Below are 21577 nucleotides of genomic sequence, written 5' to 3' on the forward strand. Positions count from 1 at the left end.
GTTTTTTACCGGGCCGTGCGCCCGTAGCCAGATCGCTGCATGGAGAGTTATGAAGCCGCGTTTCAAGGTTTTGCAGTTACAGCCGGACTACAACGTCAAGACCCATGATTTCGCCGACCTGGGTGAGCAGATCGTCAAATCCCTGCCGGTTGAGCGTTTCGAGGTGACCTCCGGTTTTCTCAGTGGGCGTCCGCAGCCAGGCCAGCCCTTGAGCGTGGCCGAGCACTCCCACTATTTCGAGTTGCCGGAGAAGTCCCTCAAGGGCATCCGCTTTGGCGCCATGTGGCAGATCTACAAGTATTGCCGCGAGCAGAAATTCGACGTGGTCATCTGTAACCGCTTCAAATCGGTGAACATGATGCTGTCGCTCAACCGTTGGCTGAAGATCCCGTTGTGCATCGGCATCTCCCACGGTTTCGGCGAGTATGCCCGTAGCTATCGCCGGCGCCAGACCCGGCGTTGGGTCAGCCCGGCCTGGCGGTTCGTCGGTGTGTCGGAGGCGGTGAAGGACTACCTGGTGGACCTCAACTGCGGGTTCACCCGTGAGAACACGACCTATGTGACCAACGCGATCGATATTCCCCAGGCAGAGGCTTTGCAGCTGTCCCGCGAGGATGCCCGCCAAGCCCTGGGGCTGCCGATGGACGCACGCATGATCGGCGCCCTCGGCCGCCTGGTGCCGATCAAGGGCCACACCCATTTGCTGCAAGCCTTTGCCACCCTCAAGGACAAATACCCTGAAGCGCAGGTGGGCATCATTGGTTCCGGGCGTGCCGAAGCCGATCTGCGCGCCGACATCGAGCGCCTGGGCCTGACGGGCCGTGCGCATTTGCTGGGCTTTCGCGAAGACGGCATGAAGTACGTGCGCGGTTTCGACATCTGGACCATGCCATCGCTGTTCGAAGGCCTGGGCCTTGCGCTGCTGGAAGGCATGAGCGGCCACTTGCCGGTGATCGCTTCCAACGGCCCTGCGATGCTGCCCCTGGTGCAGGGCGCGGGCGGCTTGTCCCATGACCCAGGCAATGTCGAGCAACTGGCCGCGGCCCTGGACACTTATCTGGCACTGAGCGATGAACAGCTGCGCGCCAAGGGGGAAGAGGTGTTCCGCTATCTGGAAGCCAACCACACCCTCGACGAGTTCAAGCACAAGTACCTGACCCTGATTGAAACCGGTTTGCGTGAAGTAGGTAGAGCATGAATCAGCAGCAACCCCTGGTCTCGGTGATCATTGCTTCCTATAACCATGCCCGGTACATCGAGCAGAGCATCCTCAGCGTGTTGGGGCAGACCTACCCCAATATCGAGTTGCTGGTGGTGGACGATGGTTCCAAGGATGACAGCGTCGAGCGCATCCGGCGCCTGCAGGCCGAGCATGGCTTTGATTTCCAGGTGCAACAGAACCAGGGCCTCAGCGCCACCCTCAACGGCGCGATCGCTCGCGCCAAGGGCAGCCTGATCGCACCGTTCGGTTCGGATGACATCATGTTGCCGGACCGCATCGCGACCCAGGTGGCGTATATGGAAGGCAAGCCGAAGGTGGGCATGTGCGCCGGCAACATCGAGCTGATCGATGGCGATGGCAACCTGCACCCGGAGAAGAAGCAACGTCGCGATGTGCCGTTTCGCAGTCTCGATTTCGACGACATGTTCATGGACCGCAAGCCGTTCCCACCGGCGCCCACCATGCTGATTCGTCGGGACGTGCTCGAGGAGGTCGGCGGTTTCGACCCGCAGATTCCCCTCGAGGACCTGCTGATCCAATTGAAGATCACGGCGGCGGGCTACACCATCGACGCCCTTGACGTGGTGATGGCGCAGTATCGGCAGCACGGCAGCAACACCTACAAGAACCACCGCTACATGATCCAGAACATTCTCAAGACGTACGCCAAGTTCAGCGACCACCCGGCCTATGACGCGGTGCGCTACAACTTCCTGAACTCGATGTTCTTAAAGACCGCCCAGCGCGACCGGCCGTTGGCGCGCGAGATTCTCAAGCAGATTCCACTGAAGTTCTGGGGCCGCAAAACCTTGCGCGGGTTGGTGCGGCTCTACCTGGCACCGCTCAAAAGCTGAGGCGCTCCCCCTGTAGAGCAAGCTTGCTCGCGAAAAACCCGAGGACACTGCAGGCAGTCTGAATGCCCGCGTTATCGTTGACGATCTTCGCGAGCAAGCTCGCGCCTACAGGTGCTTATCACCTGAATGGGCCAGGCTGCGTACCTGCTCGCGAATTTTCGCAGTGGCCGTTGGGCTCGCAACCGTTGCGTAGCCCTTCACCAGCTGCTCGAAGTGCGTTTCGAACAGCCAGTTGCGGTCCTGCGGATAGCGCTGCATGTGGCGCAAATTACGCTGGCGCAATGCGTAGCGCAGGGGCGACGGGTAGATGCGCAGGTCGGCGACATCAATCAGTCCGAACTCGCCGTCGTCCATCAGCAACACGTTGCCCAGGTGCAGCGAGCGGAAGTACACGCCGCGCTCATGCAATTGCGCCATGAACCGACCAAAACGCTCGACCAGCGATTCGCGCAGGCTGCTGTCCAGGCTTTGCAGGGCCTGGCGCAGGGTCAGGCCGGGCAGGGGCGTGTAGGCCACGGCGCTGCTGGCATCGGGCAAGGAGTAGAGCCCGAGGATGTGCGGTGCGGGGATGCCCAGGGTGCGCAATTGCTCGCTGTTGCTGGCAAAGCGCTCTGAATACGGATTGAAGCTACCGGAGGTGTACCAGCGGCGTGGGCGGAACAGTTTGAGGAAACTGCCATCTTCCAGGCGCAGGACTTTTGGCCCGAGGCCATCGGCTTCGATTACATGGGCATTGCTGCACAGCTGGTCGAACTCTTGCGACTTAATGTCTGCCACAGGTAAGCGCAAGAGACTGCGTCGGCGCCGGGCGATATTCAGGCCGGCGATCAGCGCCAGCGGAATCCACAACAGGAACCAGTGCTCTTTAGGGCGCGAGAGAATACCGCCGCCCTCAGTTAGACCTGCACCGATCCCATATGCCAGTAGTGATGAGGCAAGAATGAAAAGCGCTTGGGTACGGTGTCGGAAGCTGCTGTACAAACCCCAGCAGATCATGAGAATCCATGGGATGAAGCCGATGATACCGACATAATACAGCACGCCTAGGGCAAAGCTATGGGGTTCACGCAGAGTTTCGCCCCAACCGAAGCTCAGGTATAGATCAGAATCGTAGCTGTGACCGATCCACGGATGCTCGGCGATACGCTCCAGCGAGAGCTGCCAGAGACCTAGGCGCGAAGAATCGCCGCGTACAGTGATAATTTCAGGGGCAATCGCCACTACCGTCGCGAAACCGAATATCAGACCCGCGATCATCAGAGCCGACCGACGGTTCGGGCTTATGAGGGTCAACCAGAGTGCGGCAACCACCAGCGCTACCAGCGGCGTCCTGGACCCTGTCGCCAATACTGCCGCAAGCATAATGGCAAGCGCGGGAACTGCGAACCACAGACTCTTGAGTTGACGGGTTGTTACGCAGACAAAGAGCCAGTAGATAGTAAAGAAACCGAAGATGTGAGAGCTGAGCAGTGGGTTGTCCAGTGCGCCGCGCCCACCAATCATGCGCATTCCGGGTTCAAAGCTTTTGATGAAATGTGCAAGGTTGAAGAGGGTGGTGACCAGCGCGATGAGCGCCGCGCTGAAAAAGATCGGCTTGAATAGTTCGTTACGGTAATGCAACAACATGCCGCAGCCGGCCAGCAGCATGAACGTATGCATCGGTCTCTTGAAAAGATCGGTATCAGGGTGATGCTCAGGGCTCCATAAGAGACTGATCAATGCCCAGGCCGAAAACATCACAAAAGCGATGATCACAGGCTCGCGGAAGGCCTCCTTGAACTCCCTTGGGCGCAAGCACAACAACAACAGAGTTGGCGCACTGAACAGGCCGTAATAGAGTTTATGCAGTACGTTACGGTTGCCGACGAAGAACAGCGCACTCAAGAGCAACAGCAAGCCAACAGGCAAAATCCACAAGACCAGGAAGTCGAAAACGCGATTTGAGCCATAGATAAGGCGCTTTGAGTGCATACGATAAAGCCATTCCAGAAAGAGAAAGCCGACCATCTTAAGGTAGTGGCTATGTAATGTCGCCCGTCTGATCCAACCGGGCTGCGGGTTACGCCGGGTGCAAGTACAACAGAGAAGCTGTGCTAAAGTCAGCCTCCTTTTTCAAAACGCCGCGTGATATGACCGACTCCAGTCCGAGCGCAAGCCCTTCGAGCTTGAAAATATACTTCCGCCTGCTCAGTTACGTTAAGCCTTATATGGGCTTGTTCGCGTTGAGTATCCTTGGATTTCTGATTTTCGCGTCGACTCAACCGATGCTGGGTTACATCCTCAAATACTTCGTCGACGGCCTGTCCAACCCCGAAGCCGTGCTGTTTCCGACCGTGCCTTTCCTGCGCGACCTGCAGCTGCTGCAGGCGGTGCCGCTGCTGATCATTCTGATCGCGGCCTGGCAAGGCCTGGGCTCATTCCTGGGCAACTACCTGTTGGCCAAGGTCTCCCTGGGGCTGGTCCACGATTTGCGCGTGCAGTTGTTCAACAACCTGCTGACGCTGCCAAACCGGTACTTCGACAATCACAACTCCGGCCACCTGATTTCCCGCATCACCTTCAACGTGACCATGGTCACGGGGGCGGCAACCGATGCCATCAAGGTGGTGATCCGCGAAGGCATGACAGTGATCTTCCTGTTCGCCTCGCTGCTGTTCATGAACTGGCGCCTGACGCTGGTGATGATCGCCATCCTGCCGTTGATTGCGGTCATGGTCAGCACGGCCAGCAAGAAATTCCGCAAGCAGAGCAAGAAGATCCAGGTGGCCATGGGTGACGTCACCCACGTCGCCTCGGAAACCATCCAGGGCTACCGCGTGGTGCGCAGCTTCGGCGGCGAGGTCTACGAAGAAAAAAGATTCTTCAAGGCCAGCCAGAGCAACACCAACAAGCAATTGCGCATGACCCGCACCGGGGCGATCTACACGCCGGCGCTGCAACTGGTGATCTACTCCGCGATGGCGGTGCTGATGTTCCTGGTGCTGTACCTGCGAGGCGATGCGTCGGCCGGTGACATGGTGGCCTACATCACCCTGGCCGGTTTGTTGCCTAAACCGATCCGCCAACTGTCGGAAGTCAGCTCGACTATCCAGAAAGGCGTGGCCGGTGCCGAAAGCATTTTCGAACAGCTGGACGAAGAGGTGGAGGTCGACCACGGCACCCTCGAGCGTGAAAAAGTCAGCGGCCGCCTGGAAGTGCGCAACCTGAACTTCACCTACCCGGGCACCGAGCGCCATGTGCTCAAGGACATCAGCTTTACCGCCGAGCCTGGGCAGATGATCGCCCTGGTGGGGCGCTCGGGCAGTGGCAAGTCGACCCTGGCCAGCCTGATCCCGCGGTTCTATCACCACGAAAGCGGTGAAATCCTGCTCGATGGCATCGAGATCGAAGACTACAAGCTGCTCAACCTGCGCAAGCACATTGCCCAAGTGACCCAGCACGTGACCCTGTTCAGCGACACCGTGACCAACAATATCGCCTACGGTGACCTGGCCGGCGCGCCACGCGAAGACGTCGAGGCGGCGGCGGCGGATGCCAACGCCAGGGACTTCATCGACCAGTTGCCCAAGGGCTTCGATACCCAGGTCGGCGAGAACGGCGTGCTGTTGTCCGGCGGCCAACGCCAGCGCCTGGCGATCGCCCGCGCCCTGCTCAAGAACGCGCCTGTGTTGATTCTCGACGAGGCCACCTCGGCCCTCGACACCGAGTCCGAGCGGCATATCCAGGCCGCGCTGGACAAGGTCATGCAGGGCCGCACGACGCTGGTGATCGCACACCGCTTGTCCACCATCGAAAAGGCTGACCTGATCCTGGTGATGGACGACGGTCGGATCGTCGAACGCGGCACCCACGGCGAACTGTTGGCGCAGAACGGCTATTACGCCCGCCTGCATGCCATGGGCCTGGACGCGCCGGTACCGGCCGATATCACCTGATCTGAAATACGCACACATCTACTGTGGGAGGGGGCTTGCCCCCGATAGCGAAGTGTCAGCTTGCAGAAGTGCTGGCTGATACAGCGCCATCGGGGGCAAGCCCCCTCCCACATTTGCCCTGCGCTATATTCGGCGTCGCGCCAGTCGCAAGCCAGCGCAAACCCTGTGCTAATATCGCGCCCCTGTTCATTTTGTATGTGGGTTGCTCCATGAAGTTGTCCATGCCGCGATTCAATCAAGCCCCTGTCTTGGTGGTCGGCGATGTCATGCTCGACCGTTACTGGCATGGTGGTACCTCACGGATTTCCCCTGAGGCGCCGGTACCGGTCGTCAAGGTCGAGCAAATCGAAGACCGTCCAGGTGGCGCTGCCAACGTCGCCCTCAATATTGCCGCGCTCGGCGCCCCGGCCTCTCTGGTGGGTGTGACCGGTGACGACGAAGCGGCCGACAGCCTGGCCAACAGCCTGCGCGGGGCGGGCGTGCGCGCATTATTCCAGCGCATCGCTCATCAGCCGACCATCGTCAAGCTGCGAGTCATGAGCCGTCACCAGCAATTGCTGCGCATCGATTTCGAAGAACCCTTCGCCACCGACGCCCTGGCCCTCAATAGCCAGGTAGAGGAGTTGCTCGAAGGCATCAAGGTGCTGGTGTTGTCTGACTACGGCAAAGGCGCCTTGAAGAACCACCAGGTGCTGATCCAGGCCGCCAAGGCCCGCAACATTCCGGTGCTGGCCGATCCCAAGGGCAAGGACTTCTCGATTTATCGCGGCGCCAGCCTGATCACGCCAAACCTCAGCGAGTTCGAAGCCGTCGTCGGTGGTTGCGCCGATGAGCACGAGCTGGTGAGCAAGGGCGCGGCGCTGATGGCCGATCTTGAACTCGGCGCCCTGCTGGTGACCCGTGGCGAGCACGGCATGACCCTGCTGCGTCCAGGCCATCCGGCGATGCACCTGCCGGCGCGTGCGCGGGAAGTGTTCGACGTCACCGGCGCCGGTGACACGGTGATTTCCACCCTGGCCGCGTCCATCGCCGCGGGTGAGGAGCTGCCCCACGCCGTGGCCCTGGCCAACCTGGCGGCGGGCATCGTGGTTGGCAAGCTGGGCACCGCTGCCATCAGCGCACCCGAGTTGCGTCGCGCCATCCAGCGCTCCGAAGGCTCGGAACGCGGGGTGCTGGGGCTCGAGCAATTGCTGTTGGCGATTGACGACGCTCGCGCCCACAACGAAAGCATTGTCTTCACCAACGGTTGCTTCGACATCCTGCACGCCGGCCATGTGACGTATCTCGAGCAAGCGAGCGCCCAGGGTGATCGCCTGATCGTCGCGGTCAACGATGACGCGTCCGTCAGCCGCTTGAAAGGCCCTGGCCGCCCGATCAATAGCGTCGACCGGCGCATGGCGGTACTGGCGGGTTTGGGTGCGGTGGACTGGGTGATCAGTTTTTCTGAAGGCACCCCGGAAAACCTGTTGGCCCAGGTCAAGCCAGACGTGCTGGTCAAGGGTGGTGACTATTCCGTCGACCAGGTAGTGGGTGCGGACATCGTCAGTGCCTACGGCGGCACGGTCAAAGTGTTGGGGCTGGTGGAAAACAGCTCGACCACCGCGATCGTCGAGAAAATCCGCAATAACGAATAAAGCCTGTAGCCGCTGGGCTCGCGCCTAGCGGCTGGTTTTCTTCGGCACGATCTTGCGCAGCATCTGCTGCGCCTTGCCGGTCAAGCGCTTGAGCTTCGATTCTTTTTCCGGTTCTGCCAGGCCTTGCTGGCGCAGCCAGTCCTTCCAGCGAATCCGCTCATCACGCACCAGCCAGCCTTCTTGCTGGGCGAAGCTTTCGGCCAGGTACAAACCACGCGTGCTCGCAGGGTACAGCTGATCTTTCTTGACCGTGTACAGCTCGGCCAGCGGCTCGCCGTCTTTGAGCGGCATCAAGTACAGATCCGGACGCTGTCGATCCAGGCGCGCCACCAGTTGGTCACCTTCCAGGCGCTCATCCACATGAAACAGGCTCAGCGACTTGGCCTCTTTCGGCACTTCCAGGCGCAGATCGTAAATCAACTGCAGTGAAGCCGTTGGCAGGTGCACATAGGCCCGTGGGCGCTCGATCAACTGGGTGGTCGCGCAGCGCACCGGGCGCGCGGCGCCGGACAGCGGGCTCAGGCGAAACGGCAGGGCTTCACGGTAATGCAGCGCGGCGGAGTAGGGCGCCGGCAGCCATGTGTCGTTGAAGCGCCCGCCGAGCCAGCCTTCCGGGGTTTCCAGCAAGCACTCTTCGGCAATTTCCTGGATGGCGGTATGCAGCGGCAGGTTCAGTTCATGGGCCGGGACGTAGCCGGAGATCAGCTTGAGCACCACATCGCCGCGATCCTGGCGCCGCTGGCGCACCAGTACCCAGTAATCCTTGTTTTGCCAGTGCAGCGTCAGGCGCACCGAGACGCCGAGGTTCGCCAGTTCCAGGGTGAAGCGTTCGGCGTCGGGCACCTCGACCGGCTTGCGCCGTTGCAGGGTCTGGGCGAAGTTGAGCGGCATACCGACGCTCTGGTAGCTCAGGCCTTCGGGGGTGGCTTCTACGTGCAGCGGCAATGTCTTGAAGTTGCTGGGGTTCTTTCTTATGAGCGTACGCGGCATGTCGGCTCCTTTTTGCGACGGGGTCGGCCGCGTGGGCGGCATCAGAGTTGACGGATGACTCGGGCAGCGGTTGCCACGTTATGGGCCAGGTGCAGCGGATTAATGGTCCCGACAATAGCACTGGCGACACCCGTTTGCGCAAACAACAACATGAAACTGGCCTGAATTGGATCCATTCCAGGCTCCAGGCACACGTGGCCGCTGGCCAGGGCTTTTTTCACCAGGATGCCCTTGCCATGGGCCGCTGCGTATTCAATGACGGCTTTTTCAGCTTGTTCGTTCAAATTGTAAGTGACCATTGCGCAATCACCCTGTTCCAGCGCCTTCACGCCGCCTTCAACGGTCTTGCCGGAGAAGCCGAAACCGCGAATTTTGCCCTCTTTTTTCAGCGCCGCCAGGGTCTGGTACACCTCGCAATCGTTGAGGATATGCAGGTCGTTACCGTCGGAGTGCACCAGCACCAGGTCGATAAAATCCGTTTCAAGTCTTTTCAGGCTGCGCTCGATTGACATCCGCGTATGGGCAGCGCTGAAATCGTGGCGGGAAACGCCCGCTTCGAATTCCTCACCGACCTTGCTGACGATCACCCAATCCTTGCGCTGGTCGCGCAGCAGTGGTCCGAGGCGCTCTTCGCTGCGGCCGTAGGCGGGTGCGGTGTCGATCAGGTTGATGCCCAGCTGGCGCGCCTGGCGCAGCAACATCCGCGCCTCGTCGTCATCCGGAATCTTGAAGCCGCTGGGGTATTTCACCCCTTGGTCACGGCCCAGCTTGACGGTGCCCAGGCCCAGCGGCGACACCAGCAAGCCGGTGCTGCCCAGGGGGCGATGCAGGTCGTGCAGGGTTGGCAGGCTCATGGCAACAGTTGCTCCCAGGCGGGTTGGCCGATAGCAGGCTTTGGCAGCTCGGGCAGGGGGGCGCTGGCGCTTGGGCGGATGCCGTCGCGTTCCAGGCGGGTGATGACTCGGTCGGCGAAATCCGGTGCCAGGGCCAGCTTGGTCGGCCACCCCACCAACAGGCGACCCTGTTCGGCAACGAAGGCGTTGTCGGGACGGGTCAGGCCCGATTGCAGTGGCTCGGCGCGGTTGACGCGCAGGGTGGCCCACTGGGTCTGGCTCATGTCGATCCACGGCAACAACTGGGCAAGCTCTTTCTGGGCGGTAGCGATCTGCTCTTGCGGCGTGCGCGCCACGCCGTCGGCCTCGGCGATATCGCCACCGATGTACCACACCCAGCGACCGTCGGCGGCCGGGTGGGTGGTCACGGTCAGGCGCGGCTTGGTGCCGCCGCCCAGGCAGTGGGCATACAACGGCTTGAGGCCTGGGCCTTTGGCGATGATCATGTGCAGCGGGCGGGTCTGCATCGCCGGCTGGCTCAAGCCCAGGGCCGCCAGCAACTCCGCCGTGCCGGCGCCGGCGCTCAGTACGATGCGCTGGGCGCGGATGTCGCGGCCATCAACCTTCAAGCCGACCAGCGTGTCGCCGTCGAGCAGTGGTTCGATCTGCCGGCCTGCGAGCAAACCGTCACCAGCCAGGTGCGCCAGGCGTTCAATCAGGCTCGGCACGTCCACTACCAACTCCGCCAGGCGATAGACCTTGCCCTTGAAGCGGCGATCTTGCAGCGCCGGGGGCAGTTCGTCGCCCTTGACCTGATCGACGCGACCGCGCACGGCTTTGCTGGCGAAAAAGCTGGTGAGATTACCGGCGAGGGTGCCGGGGGACCACAGGTAGTGGGCTTCGGAGAGCAGGCGCACGCCGGACAGGTCCAGCTCGCCAGTGCCGGCCAGGGCTTCACGCCAGCGGCGCGGCATGTCGGCAATTGCTTCGGAGGCGCCGGTGAGGGCGCCGTGCAGGGCGTATTTCGCGCCGCCGTGGATGATCCCCTGAGACTTCACACTTTGCCCGCCACCCAGGGTCGCGCTTTCCACCAGCACCGTGGAAAACCCCTGGCGGCGCAGGCGCGCATTGAGCCAAAGGCCGGCAACCCCGGCGCCGACAATCAGAACGTCGGTGGAAATAACGGATGGCATCGGCGACCTCAATGTTCAAGACAAGAGGTGCAGTATACAGGCTGTTGAGTGGTGGTCAGTGACCGGCGGTTTTCGAGAACAGCTGAATCACCACCACGCCCAGCACAATCAGGCCCATCCCCAGCATGGCCGGGATGTCCAGCTTCTGCCCGTAGATGAACAGCGCTGCAACGCTGACCATCACGATGCCCATCCCCGCCCAGACGGCATAAGCCACGCCCACCGGCACCGTGCGCACCACCAGCGTAAGCATCCAGAACGCCACGCCATAACCGACGATCACCAGCAACAGCGGGATGGGTGTGCTCCAGCCCTTGATGGCTTTCATGGAAACGGTCGCGATCACTTCCGAGCAGATGGCGATGGCCAGGTAACAGTAGGCGGCGTTCATGGTGCGTTCCTCAAGGTGAAGCTCGTTTGATAAGGTCGGCATTCTAGAGGTTCAACAGATGGGGTAAAGTCATTACCTATCCGAATTCAAGATAGGTTCAGCCATGAGCGTGCAGTGGGATCTGGAACAGATGCGCCTGTTTGTCAGCGTTGCCGAGCAGCGTTCGTTCTCTGCCGTGGCGCGCGGGCAACGCAAGGCGCAATCGGCCGTCAGCAATGCTATCGCGATGTTGGAGGCGGACCTCGGCGTCAGCCTGTTCGAGCGTAGCAGCGGCCGCCAGCCGCGCCTGACCGAAGCCGGCGGTGTGCTGCTGGAGGAGGCGCGCGAAGTGCTGCGCCAGTGCGAGCGCCTGACGGGGCGGGCATTGTCGTTGACCCGTGGCGAGGAAGCGTGCCTGCGCCTGGCCCAGGACGAGGCGATGTTGTTCCAGCCGGTGCTCGACAGCTTGGAAGCGCTGGCCGTGCGCTATCCGTTGCTTGAAGTGCAGTTGTCCAGCGCCGCTCAGGGCGATGTGGCGCGCAAGCTGGTGGAACGCCAGGCCGACCTGGGCCTGTTGTTCTACCACGACCAGATCCCCGAAGCCCTCGAACGGCGGGTGGTGGGCAGTGTGGAAATGGTCACGGTGTGCGGAGTGAATCACCCTTTGGCTAGGGAAAAATATGTAGATTGCCAACGACTGGCACAGTTTCGCCAGTTGCTGATGTCGACCCAGACCAGCGTCTACCCCGGCAGCGAAGCCGCCAGCCCGCTGGTGTGGCGGGCCGACAGCTTCTACGTACTGGCCGAATGGCTGATGAGCGGCCTCGGTTGGGCCTGGTTGCCACGGCATATCGTGCAATACCCGACCTACCAGCAACAGATGGTTGAACTGGACAGCGAATGGACCCCGCCGGCGCTGGTGGTGGAGCTGGTGTGGCGCCGCGATGAACACCTCGGGCCTGCCGCACGCTTTTTGGCTGAACGTTTTGCCGAGTGCCTGCAGGCGATCGACTGAAAAAGCCGATAAACTCCGCCGCCATGAATAGAACTCTCTACAGCTGTCTGTTTTACCTGGCGCTGCCGTTGGTGGCTTTACGTCTATGGTTGCGCGCGCGCAAGGCGCCGGCCTATGCCAAGCGCGTGGGCGAGCGGTTTTCCTATGGCTTGCCGGTGATGCGGCCCGGCGGCATCTGGGTGCATGCGGTGTCGGTGGGCGAAAGCATTGCCGCCGCGCCGATGATCCGCGCCCTGCTGGAGCGTTATCCGCAGTTACCGATGACCGTCACCTGCATGACGCCCACCGGTTCCGAGCGCATCCAGGCGCTGTTCGCCAATGAACCGCGCATTCAACATTGTTATCTGCCGTACGACTTGCCCTGCGCCGCCAAGCGTTTCCTTGACCGGGTACAGCCCCGGCTGGCGGTGATAATGGAAACCGAATTGTGGCCCAACCATATTCACGCCTGCGCCCAGCGCGGTATTCCGGTGGCCCTGGCCAATGCGCGGTTGTCGGCGCGCTCGGCCAAGGGCTACGCCCGGTTTGCCAGGCTGACCGCGCCGATGCTGGCGCAAATGAACTTGATTGCGGTACAGACCGAGACCGAGGCCGAACGCTTTCGCAGCCTCGGCGCGCGTCCTGAAACCGTTGAAGTCACCGGCTCGATCAAGTTCGACCTGACCGTCGACCCGCAACTGCCGGCCCGCGCCGCCGCCCTGCGCGGACAATGGGGGGCCGGCGAGCGGCCGGTGTGGATCGCCGCCAGCACCCACGAAGGTGAAGACGAAGTCGTGCTTGCGGCCCATCGCCAATTGCTCGCCAGCTATCCCAACGCCTTGCTGATCCTGGTACCGCGTCACCAGGAACGCTTTGACCCGGCCTTTGAGCGTTGCGTGCAGCAGGGCTTTGCCACGGTACGTCGTTCCAGTGGCGAGCCGGTCACCGCCCACACCTCAGTGTTGCTCGGCGACACCATGGGCGAGTTGCTGTTTCTCTACGCCTTGGCCGACAGCGCCTTTGTCGGCGGCAGCCTGGTCCCGACCGGAGGGCACAACCCGCTGGAGCCGGCCGCGCTGGGCAAGCCGGTGATCATGGGGCCGCACCTGTTCAACTTCCTGGAAATCACCGCGATGATGCGCGACGCCGGGGCGTTGCGTGAGGTGGATGATGCAGACGGCTTGGCCGAGGCGGTGCGGCAGCTGTTCGAGTTGCCACAGGATGCGCGCAGGATGGCGCAGGCGGGGTTGAAGGTGATGCAGGCCAACCAGGGCGCGCTTAAGCGCTTGCTGGATGGTTTGGATCGATTGATCACTCACTGACTCAACGCCGATCCAAAATGTGGGAGGGGGCTTGCTCCCGATGACGGAGTGTCAGTCAAAACTACTTGAACTGACAGACCGCTATCGGGAGCAAGCCCCCTCCCACATTGGTTTTGCAGTGTTCTCAAGAACCTGGGCGGGCCTTCAATTGCTCGGCGGCGGCTTTGGCCAGGTCCGGTGGCAGGAAGTCCTTGTCCGGGTTGTAGTCGGCCTTGAGGTAGCGCGTCAGGTCCTGCAGATCCCCTGGGTTCAACGTGCCCGCAGCCTGCTTCAAGCGCAGGTTGTCGAGGATGTAGTCGTAGCGGCTATTGTTGTAATTGCGCACCGACGCATAGAGCTGGCGCTGGGCGTCGAGCACGTCGACGATATTGCGCGTGCCCACCTGATAGCCGATTTCCGTGGCTTCCACCGCACTCTGGTTGGAGATGATCGACTGGCGGCGCGCCTGTACCTGCTCCACGTCGGTATTCACCGCGCGGTGCAGGTTGCGGGTGTTTTCCACGACCTGGCGGCGCAGGCCTTCGCGTTGCTGTTCGGTCTGGCCCAGGCGCGAGTAGGACTCACGGACCTGGGAGCTGGTCAGGCCGCCGCTGTAGATCGGAATGTTCAGGCGCAGGCCGATGGTGCGCTGTTCGACGTCACCGCGATAGGGCGTACCGAACGCATTCGGGTTGCTGAAACCCAGGGCATCGTTATCGCCTTTTTCGTACTGCGCCACCGCGTCCAGGGTCGGCGCGTGGCCCGCCTTGCGCTGCTTGAGGGTTTCTTCGGCGGCGGTGACGGCGTAGTTGCTGGCCAGCAAGTTCAGGTTCTGGCGGCCGGCGGTTTCGACCCAGGCCTTGGCGTCGTTCGGCAGCGGCGGCAACACCGGCAGCGTATGGACAATGCCCTGGATCGAATTGTATTGGCGATTGGTCAGGGTGATCAGCGCCTCGAAGGCGTCTTCCACCTGGCGCTGGGCGAGGATACGGTTGGCCCGTGCCGTGTCATAGCTGGCCTGGGATTGCAGCACGTCGGTCTTGTCCGACAGGCCCACATCGAAGCGTTCATTGGATTGGTCCAACTGACGCTTGAAGGCATTTTCTTCGGCCTTGGTCGAGGCCAGGTTGTCTTGGGCGCGCAGCACGGCGAAGTAGCTTTCGGCGCTCTGCAGGATCAGGTTCTGTTCGGTCGCCGAGAGCTGCAGCGCCGCCTGCTCGTTGGTGGCTTCGGCAGCTTGCAACTGGAACCAGCGGTCGGCACGGAACAGCGGCTGGCTCAGGGTTGCACGCCAGGAGTGCGCATCGCGATTGGCGGTGGCGGCCGGCGTGTCGATCTGGGTGCGTACGTTGTTGATATCAGCGCCGCCGGTCAGGTTCGGCAGCAACCCGGCGCGGGCCTGGGGCACCACTTCTTTCTGCGCGCCGTACTGGGCGCGTGCGGCGGCCAGATCAGCGTTGTTGTCCACCGCTTCCTGATAGACGCTGACCAGGTCGGTCCTGGCAGACAAGGGCGCTTCAGCTGCCCAGACCATTGTGTGGGTCGCACAAGACACGGCAACTGCCAGTGAAAGTTTGCGCAGCATGAGTCGATCCCTGAGTAAATATTACGATGATAATTTGTTAGCCAAGGCTACGGTGACCCAACTGGAGCGTCAAGCCTTGAGGCAGCTCCGGAGTGTAGTGGCCGGACCGCGGCACAACAATCCTGCAATCACGCCATTTATCGTGCCCAATGCGGCGCCATTGGCAATTTGCCCACGCCATGGTCTAGACTGGCCGCGTTCTTGTCGGGGTGCCTTGTTGGAAGGCTGAGATCGGTAAATACCGGATCCCGTTGAACCTGATCAGGTTAACGCCTGCGTAGGGAACAAGATTTCTCGTCACCCGGCGAGTCCTCTTGTGCTTCGTCCGGGATGTTGTTCGACAATCGAACAGCCCTCGTGCGCCAAGCACAGCACTGGTTCCAGTGCCTCCGTCCGTCACAGGTTCGCTCCGACAAACATCCACCGCCTGGAGAGTTGGAGAGCCCGTGATGAGCACAGAAATAAAAAGTACAAAACTGAAAAACACCGTGCACTTGAGTGAATCGGCCAAGGTCGACTCCGGCTCCGTGCAGCCGTTTACCCGCTCGCAGAAAATCTACGTACAAGGCACTCGCCCGGACATTCGTGTGCCGATGCGCGAGGTCAGCCTGGATGTGACGCCCACCGATTTCGGCGGCGAAATCAACGCGCCCGTGGTGGTCTACGACACCTCCGGTCCGTACACCGACCCCAACGTGATCATCGACGTGCGCAAAGGCTTGGGCGATGTGCGCTCGCCCTGGATCGAATCCCGTGGCGACACCGAGCGCCTGTCGGGCCTGAGTTCGCACTTCGGTCAACAGCGCCTGAGCGATGCCGAGTTGACTGCCCTGCGTTTCGCCCATGTAAAGAACCCGCGCCGCGCCAAGGCCGGGGCTAACGTCACGCAGATGCACTACGCGCGCAAGGGCATCATCACCGCCGAGATGGAATACGTTGCCATCCGCGAAAACATGAAGCTTGAAGAAGCCCGCGCCGGTGGCTTGCTTGACCAGCAGCACGCCGGCCACAGCTTCGGCGCCAGCGTGCCGAAAATCATCACCCCTGAATTTGTGCGTGAAGAAATCGCCCGTGGCCGCGCGATAATTCCGGCCAACATCAACCACACCGAATTGGAACCGATGATCATCGGCCGTAACTTCCTGGTGAAGATCAACGGCAACATCGGCAACAGCGCGCTGGGCTCGTCCATTGAAGAAGAAGTGGCGAAACTGACCTGGGGTATTCGCTGGGGTTCGGACACGGTGATGGACCTGTCCACCGGCAAGCACATCCACGAAACCCGCGAGTGGATCATCCGCAACTCGCCGGTGCCGATCGGTACTGTGCCTATCTACCAGGCCCTGGAAAAAGTCGGCGGCGCCGCCGAAGACCTGACCTGGGAGCTGTTCCGTGACACCTTGATCGAACAGGCCGAGCAGGGCGTCGACTACTTCACCATCCACGCCGGCGTGTTGTTGCGCTACGTACCGCTGACCGCCAAGCGCGTCACCGGCATTGTGTCCCGTGGCGGCTCGATCATGGCCAAGTGGTGCCTGGCCCACCACAAAGAGAACTTCACCTACACGCATTTCGACGAGATCTGCGAAATCATGAAGGCCTATGACGTCAGCTTCTCCCTAGGCGACGGCCTGCGCCCTGGCTCGATCGCCGACGCCAACGACGCCGCGCAATTCGGTGAACTGGAAACCCTTGGCGAGCTGACCAAGATCGCCTGGAAGCACGACGTGCAAACCATGATCGAAGGCCCGGGCCACGTGCCGATGCAGTTGATCAAGGAAAACATGGACAAGCAGCTGGAGTGCTGCGACGAAGCGCCGTTCTACACCCTCGGGCCGCTGACCACCGATATTGCGCCAGGCTATGACCACATCACCTCCGGTATCGGCGCGGCGATGATCGGCTGGTTCGGCTGCGCCATGCTCTGCTACGTCACGCCCAAGGAGCACCTGGGCTTACCGAACAAGGATGACGTGAAGACCGGCATCATTACCTACAAAATCGCGGCGCATGCTGCCGACCTTGCCAAGGGCCATCCGGGTGCGCAGATACGCGACAACGCGCTGAGCAAGGCACGCTTCGAGTTTCGCTGGGAAGACCAGTTCAACCTCGGCCTGGACCCGGACACCGCGCGTTCCTATCACGACGAAACCCTGCCGAAGGATTCGGCCAAGGTCGCGCATTTCTGCTCGATGTGCGGGCCGAAATTCTGCTCGATGAAAATTACCCAGGAAGTGCGTGAGTACGCGGCTAACCAGCGCATTGAAGCGGTGGATGTGGACGTGGCCAAGGGCCTGGCGGAGCAGGCGGAGCGGTTCAAGCAGGAAGGCAGTCAGCTGTACAAAAAAGTCTGAAACCCATGATCGTTCCCACGCTCCGCGTGGGAATGCATCCCGTGACGCTCCGCGTCACAAAGGCGGACGCAGAGCGTCCAAAGCGGCATTCCCACGCAGAGCGTGGGAACGATCAGCCCCTCAGAGATACCCCCCTTGAACATTCAACCGAGTACCTACTCCCCCGACATCGCGGTGCCCACCGACAAGCGCGTCTTCGGCGCCCGCGACCTGTTCTCCCTGTGGTTCTCCCTCGGCATCGGCCTGATGGTCCTGCAAACCGGCGCGCTGTTGGCGCCGGGCCTGGGTTTGTCCGGCTCATTGTTGGCCATCTTCCTTGGCACCCTGGTGGGCGTGCTGTTGCTGGCATCCGTCGGTGTGATCGGCAGCGACACCGGCTTGTCCGCCATGGCCGCACTCAAGCTCAGCCTCGGTGCCAAGGGCGCCAGCCTGCCGGCGCTGTTGAACCTGTTGCAATTGATTGGCTGGGGCTCGTTCGAAATCATCGTGATGCGCGATGCCGCCAGTCTGCTGGGCACAAGAGCGTTCAGCGAAGGCAGCCTGCTGGCGAGCCCCTTGCTGTGGACGCTGTTCTTCGGCGGCCTTGCCACCTTGCTGGCGGTGAGCGGCCCGCTGACCTTCGTGCGCCAGGTCCTGCGCAAATGGGGTATCTGGCTGCTGCTTGCGGCCTGCCTGTGGCTGACCTGGAACCTGTTCGTCAAGGCCGACCTCGCTGCCCTGTGGGCCCAGGCCGGTGATGGCTCGATGCCGTTTGCGGTGGGCTTCGACATTGCCATCGCCATGCCGCTGTCCTGGCTGCCGTTGATTGCCGACTACTCACGCTTCGGCAAGCGCGCCAAAAGCGTGTTCGGCGGCACTGCGCTGGGGTTCTTTGTGGGTAATTTCTGGCTGATGAGCCTGGGGGTGGCCTACACCCTGGCATTTGCGCCAAGCGGTGAGGTCAATGCATTGCTGCTGGCCCTGGCCGGCGCCGGCCTGGGTATTCCGCTGTTGCTGATCCTGCTGGACGAGTCGGAAAACGCGTTTGCCGATATTCACTCGGCGGCGGTGTCGAGCGCTATTCTGCTGCGCTTGAAGGTCGAGCACCTGGCGTTGGCCATTGGTGTGATCTGCACCCTGATCGCCTGCTTTGCGCCCTTGGCGCAATACCAGAACTTCCTGTTGCTGATCGGTTCAGTATTTGCACCACTGTTCGGCGTGGTACTGGTGGATCACTTCATCCTGCGCCATCGGCGCCAGGGCGCGGTGACCCAGCTGCACTGGCCAGCGCTGGTGGCCTGGCTGGGCGGCATCGCTACCTATCATGTGCTGGCCAACCTCTATCCGGATATTGGCGCAACCCTGCCGGCATTGCTGCTGGCGGGGCTGCTGCAGTTCATCCTGGGGCGGGCGGTCAGTGGCGCGCGGGCATCAGCTCAGGCTTGATCACACCGGTAAGGCGCGCATAGGGGATGGTGATTTCGATCAACCCCTGTGCATAAGGCGCGATGGTGCTCACGTTGTACTTGAGCACCACGCCGCCACTGGTCAAGGCCACATTCGGGGTTTTCTGGAACGGCCAGTTCTTCACGAACTCCGGATCGCGGTCCATCTTGGTGTTGATCAACCAGCTATTGTGGGCAACTTTTGCCGTATTCCAGAAGGCCTGCTCCTGGCCGGGCAACAACATGTCGGCCAGGCCCAGCTCTTTATGCAGCACACGTGAATAGTTGATGAACCCGCGGCCAGGCTCACCGTGGGCCACGCCGGTGTCCAGGTAGCTGGACACTTCGACGATCACCAGGGCGTCATGCTGCTCGCGTACCTTGGCTTGCAAATACATGCTGTGGCGGTCGGGGGATTCGCGCAGGAACTTGTCCCGGTAGGCATTCAGGGTTGCCGGTACGCTGGCGCCGGGGCTGGTGCGGGTCATTTGCAGCAAGCGCTGCTCCACCAGGCTGTCGAGTTGCGGGTCGGCGGGAAAATGCACGGTATCGATATTCACCAGCGGGCAGTCAGGGCTGCCGCAGCCGGGCTTGGTTTGCTCCGATTTGTCGGTGGTGACGTCCAGCGGCTTGAGCTGGCTGGGTTGGAACAGGCTCTGGCAGGCACCCAGGGTCAAGGCAATACAAGCCACGGAGGCGATTTTTAAAAGCGACATGTGTGTCCTTCGTAAATCGATGGAAAGCGAAAAGAGTAGCGCTTGGACTGCCAACAAGGCCGCCAGTTCGCCACTAGACTGATTAGAGTGAGTTTGACGCCCGCCGTCTATCCCGGCAACCGGAAAGGGGCTGCGCCAACCTGCATGGGCGCGTTAGGATGGCGCCCATTGCACGGCTTATGACGAGGAAGGATATGACGGATTTTACGAAGTCGACGCCGAATAAAATCGAGATTGTTCAGCGCGACTCTGCCTACAAGGGCTTCTACCAGCTCGATCGCGTGCAGTTGCGCCACGAGAAGTTCGACGGCGGCATGAGCCGCGTGATCAATCGTGAAGTCTTCGTGCGCCATGATGCGGTGTGCGTGCTGCCCTACGACCCGCAGCGCGATGAAGTGGTGCTGATCGAGCAGTTCCGCGTGGGCGCCATGGGCCGCACCGACAACCCCTGGCTGGTGGAAATGGTCGCCGGCCTGATCGACAAGGACGAGCAGCCGGAGGAGGTTGCACACCGCGAAGCCGAGGAGGAAGCTGGGCTGACGTTCTCCGCGCTGTGGCCGATCACCAAGTATTTCCCCTCGCCTGGCGGCAGCACCGAATTTGTCCACTTGTACCTGGGCCGTTGCGACAGCTCCCAGGCCGGTGGTATCCATGGATTGGAAGAAGAGGCAGAAGACATCCGCGTCACCACCTGGGCATTCGAAGATGCCTTGCAGGCGGTACGCGACGGTAAGATTTCCAACGCAGCCAGCATTATCGCCCTGCAATGGCTTGCGCTTAATCGCGCGGAAGTGAGGGGGTTATGGCAGTAAAGGCACGGGAACGTTATCGGGTCGACCTGATCGGGCTGCAAGCCGCGTGCGAGGCCAACTACGCGCGGCTGATGCGCCTGCTGCCCGACATGCGCCACGCGCCCGAGGCGCGGCGCATTGCCGTGACCCACGGCGACCAGATGCTCGGCGTGCTGGCCCTGGAAGTCATCGTCAATTGCCCGTACACCACCACCCTGCGCGTGCGCCAGGAACACAGCCTGCCGTGGCTGCCGGTGCCGGAGCTGGAAGTGCAGGTGTACCACGATGCGCGCATGGCCGAAGTGATCAGCGCCGAACATGCACGGCGCTTTCGCAGCATCTATCCTTACCCGAATGTGTTCATGCACCAGCCCGACGAGAAAGCCCAGCTCAATGTGTTCCTTGGCGAATGGTTGAGCCACTGCCTGGCCTTGGGCCATGAGTTCGAAGTCGTGCGGTAGATGTGAACGGTGTCCGTTTGTCCAGGTTTCCTCTTTGTGTCCTGCCCCAGCATAATTGCCCCAACTATCTATTCCTGTGATTGCTAGGGAGAGCGCCTTGCCGAGCGTATCCGCCGTGAACCCTGACGCTGTGCTGCTGGTGCAGCTGACCGACAGCCATCTGTTTGCCGAGGCCGACAGTACGCTGCTGGGTATGAATACCCGCGAGAGCCTGCAGCGGGTGATCGAATTGGTCCGCGAACAACAGCCGTCTATCGATCTGGTGCTGGCCACCGGGGATCTGTCCCAGGACGGCACGCTGGCGTCATACCAGCAATTTCGCGATATGACTGCGCCGATAGGTGCTCCCGCGCGCTGGATTCCCGGCAACCACGATGAGCCGCAGATCATGGCCCAGGCTGCCGTGCACAGCGACCTGCTGGAGCCGGTGGTCGATGTCGGCAATTGGCGCATCATCCTGCTGGACTCCGCCGTACCCGGCTCCGTGCCCGGCTACCTGCAAGACCAGCAACTGCAATTACTCGCCCAGGCCTTGAGCGAAGCGCCGAACCGGCATCATCTGGTGTGCTTCCATCATCACCCGATGTCGATCGGCTGTGCCTGGATGGAGCCTATCGGCCTGCGCAACCCCGATGCGTTGTTTGCCGTGCTCGACCGCTTCCCGCAGGTCAAGGCGGTGCTCTGGGGCCATGTGCACCAGGAAATCGACCGCGAGCGCAACGGTGTACGCCTGCTGGCTTCGCCGTCCACGTGCATCCAGTTCGCACCCGGCAGTGAGGACTTCAAGGTCAGCGAGCAAGCGCCGGGCTATCGCTGGCTGCGCCTGCATGCCGACGGGCGGTTGGATACCGGCGTAGAAAGGCTCCAAGGCTTCGCGTTCCAGGTGGACTACGGCAGCAACGGCTATTGACCACCGACGG

The 21577-nt window shown here is 61.6% G+C and carries 18 protein-coding genes and 1 riboswitch; of the genes, 11 read left to right on the forward strand and 7 right to left on the reverse strand.

What is annotated here, in order from left to right; genetic code table 11:
• Window positions 1-49 precede the first annotated feature (49 nt).
• Both C4J86_RS02485 and C4J86_RS02490 read left to right on the forward strand, forming a co-directional pair.
• Window positions 50-1198 carry a glycosyltransferase family 4 protein gene (locus C4J86_RS02485; RefSeq protein ID WP_124369360.1) on the forward strand — a complete coding sequence of 383 codons (1149 nt, stop codon included), beginning with the start codon at window positions 50-52 and terminating at the stop codon, window positions 1196-1198.
• Entirely contained in the window at window positions 1195-2076 is an 882-nt protein-coding gene (locus tag C4J86_RS02490; protein ID WP_124360982.1) for a glycosyltransferase, read from the forward strand. The genes C4J86_RS02485 and C4J86_RS02490 overlap by 4 nt, the downstream gene beginning before the upstream one ends.
• Before the next feature lie 105 nt (window positions 2077-2181).
• On the opposite strand, the gene C4J86_RS02495 is transcribed toward C4J86_RS02490, so the two are convergent.
• Window positions 2182-4047: a bifunctional O-antigen ligase/aminoglycoside phosphotransferase family protein gene (locus C4J86_RS02495; protein ID WP_124372382.1), complete on the reverse strand. Its 1866-nt coding sequence runs from the start codon at window positions 4045-4047 to the stop codon at window positions 2182-2184.
• Window positions 4048-4205: 158 nt separating this feature from the next.
• Here C4J86_RS02495 and msbA point away from each other — a divergent pair, with 158 nt between their 5' ends.
• A complete protein-coding gene (gene msbA, locus C4J86_RS02500) occupies window positions 4206-6011 on the forward strand; it encodes a lipid A export permease/ATP-binding protein MsbA (RefSeq protein ID WP_124365595.1) in 1806 nt (601 codons plus the stop codon).
• 209 nt (window positions 6012-6220) lie between these two features.
• A complete protein-coding gene (hldE, locus tag C4J86_RS02505; protein WP_124369361.1) occupies window positions 6221-7645 on the forward strand; it encodes a bifunctional D-glycero-beta-D-manno-heptose-7-phosphate kinase/D-glycero-beta-D-manno-heptose 1-phosphate adenylyltransferase HldE in 1425 nt (474 codons plus the stop codon).
• A 24-nt stretch (window positions 7646-7669) separates the two neighbouring features.
• Here the strand turns inward: hldE and C4J86_RS02510 are convergent, their stop codons facing one another.
• From C4J86_RS02510 to C4J86_RS02525, 4 genes are read right to left on the reverse strand one after another with little or no spacing between them, the layout of a single operon-like run.
• Complete coding sequence (locus tag C4J86_RS02510; RefSeq protein ID WP_124365597.1) at window positions 7670-8635, reverse strand: metal ABC transporter ATPase; 966 nt, start codon at window positions 8633-8635, stop codon at window positions 7670-7672.
• Window positions 8636-8676: 41 nt separating this feature from the next.
• A complete protein-coding gene (locus C4J86_RS02515) occupies window positions 8677-9489 on the reverse strand; it encodes an aldo/keto reductase (RefSeq protein WP_124369362.1) in 813 nt (270 codons plus the stop codon).
• Window positions 9486-10661 (reverse strand): FAD-binding oxidoreductase, encoded by a 1176-nt coding sequence (locus tag C4J86_RS02520; protein WP_124369363.1) that lies wholly within the window; start codon window positions 10659-10661, stop codon window positions 9486-9488. Before C4J86_RS02520 ends, C4J86_RS02515 begins: the two co-directional genes overlap by 4 nt.
• Window positions 10662-10716: 55 nt before the next feature.
• Window positions 10717-11052 (reverse strand): multidrug efflux SMR transporter, encoded by a 336-nt coding sequence (locus tag C4J86_RS02525; protein WP_124369364.1) that lies wholly within the window; start codon window positions 11050-11052, stop codon window positions 10717-10719.
• 103 nt (window positions 11053-11155) lie between these two features.
• Here C4J86_RS02525 and C4J86_RS02530 point away from each other — a divergent pair, with 103 nt between their 5' ends.
• Window positions 11156-12046 carry a LysR family transcriptional regulator gene (locus C4J86_RS02530; protein WP_124369365.1) on the forward strand — a complete coding sequence of 297 codons (891 nt, stop codon included), beginning with the start codon at window positions 11156-11158 and terminating at the stop codon, window positions 12044-12046.
• A gap of 23 nt (window positions 12047-12069) precedes the next feature.
• Entirely contained in the window at window positions 12070-13347 is a 1278-nt protein-coding gene (gene waaA, locus C4J86_RS02535; protein ID WP_124369366.1) for a lipid IV(A) 3-deoxy-D-manno-octulosonic acid transferase, read from the forward strand.
• 124 nt (window positions 13348-13471) lie between these two features.
• On the opposite strand, the gene C4J86_RS02540 is transcribed toward waaA, so the two are convergent.
• Entirely contained in the window at window positions 13472-14911 is a 1440-nt protein-coding gene (locus C4J86_RS02540; RefSeq protein ID WP_124360993.1) for a TolC family outer membrane protein, read from the reverse strand.
• Between the two features lie 195 nt (window positions 14912-15106).
• Window positions 15107-15212, forward strand: a riboswitch (TPP riboswitch).
• Window positions 15213-15360: 148 nt separating this feature from the next.
• Between C4J86_RS02540 and thiC the strand changes: the two genes are divergently transcribed.
• Entirely contained in the window at window positions 15361-17265 is a 1905-nt protein-coding gene (gene thiC, locus C4J86_RS02545) for a phosphomethylpyrimidine synthase ThiC (protein WP_124369367.1), read from the forward strand.
• A 135-nt stretch (window positions 17266-17400) separates the two neighbouring features.
• Complete coding sequence (gene cytX, locus C4J86_RS02550; protein WP_124369368.1) at window positions 17401-18690, forward strand: putative hydroxymethylpyrimidine transporter CytX; 1290 nt, start codon at window positions 17401-17403, stop codon at window positions 18688-18690.
• Here cytX and C4J86_RS02555 read toward each other — a convergent pair.
• Window positions 18659-19405, reverse strand: coding sequence for an RsiV family protein (locus C4J86_RS02555; protein ID WP_124360996.1), 747 nt, complete (start codon window positions 19403-19405; stop codon window positions 18659-18661). The two genes, cytX and C4J86_RS02555, sit on opposite strands and share 32 nt — an antisense overlap.
• 194 nt (window positions 19406-19599) lie before the next feature.
• Between C4J86_RS02555 and C4J86_RS02560 the strand changes: the two genes are divergently transcribed.
• The 3 genes from C4J86_RS02560 to cpdA all read left to right on the forward strand — a co-directional run bounded on the left by C4J86_RS02560 (window position 19600) and on the right by cpdA (window position 21567).
• Window positions 19600-20217 (forward strand): NUDIX domain-containing protein, encoded by a 618-nt coding sequence (locus tag C4J86_RS02560; protein WP_124360997.1) that lies wholly within the window; start codon window positions 19600-19602, stop codon window positions 20215-20217.
• Entirely contained in the window at window positions 20208-20657 is a 450-nt protein-coding gene (locus C4J86_RS02565; RefSeq protein WP_124369369.1) for a DUF1249 domain-containing protein, read from the forward strand. Before C4J86_RS02560 ends, C4J86_RS02565 begins: the two co-directional genes overlap by 10 nt.
• 97 nt (window positions 20658-20754) lie before the next feature.
• Window positions 20755-21567 (forward strand): 3',5'-cyclic-AMP phosphodiesterase, encoded by an 813-nt coding sequence (gene cpdA, locus C4J86_RS02570; protein WP_124369370.1) that lies wholly within the window; start codon window positions 20755-20757, stop codon window positions 21565-21567.
• Window positions 21568-21577: the final 10 nt, after the last annotated feature.

Source organism: Pseudomonas sp. R2-7-07 (assembly GCF_003852355.1).
Classification (GTDB): Bacteria; Pseudomonadota; Gammaproteobacteria; order Pseudomonadales; family Pseudomonadaceae; genus Aquipseudomonas.

Bases quoted from the DNA above. Each gene is read 5' to 3' on its own strand.
- hldE (WP_124369361.1), top strand. From the start codon at position 6,221: ATGAAGTTGTCCATGCCGCGATTCAATCAAGCCCCTGTCTTGGTGGTC.
- C4J86_RS02495 (WP_124372382.1), bottom strand. From the start codon at position 4,047: ATGCACTCAAAGCGCCTTATCTATGGCTCAAATCGCGTTTTCGACTTC.
- C4J86_RS02510 (WP_124365597.1), bottom strand. From the start codon at position 8,635: ATGCCGCGTACGCTCATAAGAAAGAACCCCAGCAACTTCAAGACATTG.
- C4J86_RS02540 (WP_124360993.1), bottom strand. From the start codon at position 14,911: ATGCTGCGCAAACTTTCACTGGCAGTTGCCGTGTCTTGTGCGACCCAC.
- C4J86_RS02485 (WP_124369360.1), top strand. From the start codon at position 50: ATGAAGCCGCGTTTCAAGGTTTTGCAGTTACAGCCGGACTACAACGTC.
- thiC (WP_124369367.1), top strand. From the start codon at position 15,361: ATGAGCACAGAAATAAAAAGTACAAAACTGAAAAACACCGTGCACTTG.
- C4J86_RS02490 (WP_124360982.1), top strand. From the start codon at position 1,195: ATGAATCAGCAGCAACCCCTGGTCTCGGTGATCATTGCTTCCTATAAC.
- msbA (WP_124365595.1), top strand. From the start codon at position 4,206: ATGACCGACTCCAGTCCGAGCGCAAGCCCTTCGAGCTTGAAAATATAC.
- C4J86_RS02525 (WP_124369364.1), bottom strand. From the start codon at position 11,052: ATGAACGCCGCCTACTGTTACCTGGCCATCGCCATCTGCTCGGAAGTG.
- C4J86_RS02515 (WP_124369362.1), bottom strand. From the start codon at position 9,489: ATGAGCCTGCCAACCCTGCACGACCTGCATCGCCCCCTGGGCAGCACC.
- C4J86_RS02565 (WP_124369369.1), top strand. From the start codon at position 20,208: ATGGCAGTAAAGGCACGGGAACGTTATCGGGTCGACCTGATCGGGCTG.
- C4J86_RS02560 (WP_124360997.1), top strand. From the start codon at position 19,600: ATGACGGATTTTACGAAGTCGACGCCGAATAAAATCGAGATTGTTCAG.
- C4J86_RS02555 (WP_124360996.1), bottom strand. From the start codon at position 19,405: ATGTCGCTTTTAAAAATCGCCTCCGTGGCTTGTATTGCCTTGACCCTG.
- C4J86_RS02530 (WP_124369365.1), top strand. From the start codon at position 11,156: ATGAGCGTGCAGTGGGATCTGGAACAGATGCGCCTGTTTGTCAGCGTT.
- C4J86_RS02520 (WP_124369363.1), bottom strand. From the start codon at position 10,661: ATGCCATCCGTTATTTCCACCGACGTTCTGATTGTCGGCGCCGGGGTT.
- waaA (WP_124369366.1), top strand. From the start codon at position 12,070: ATGAATAGAACTCTCTACAGCTGTCTGTTTTACCTGGCGCTGCCGTTG.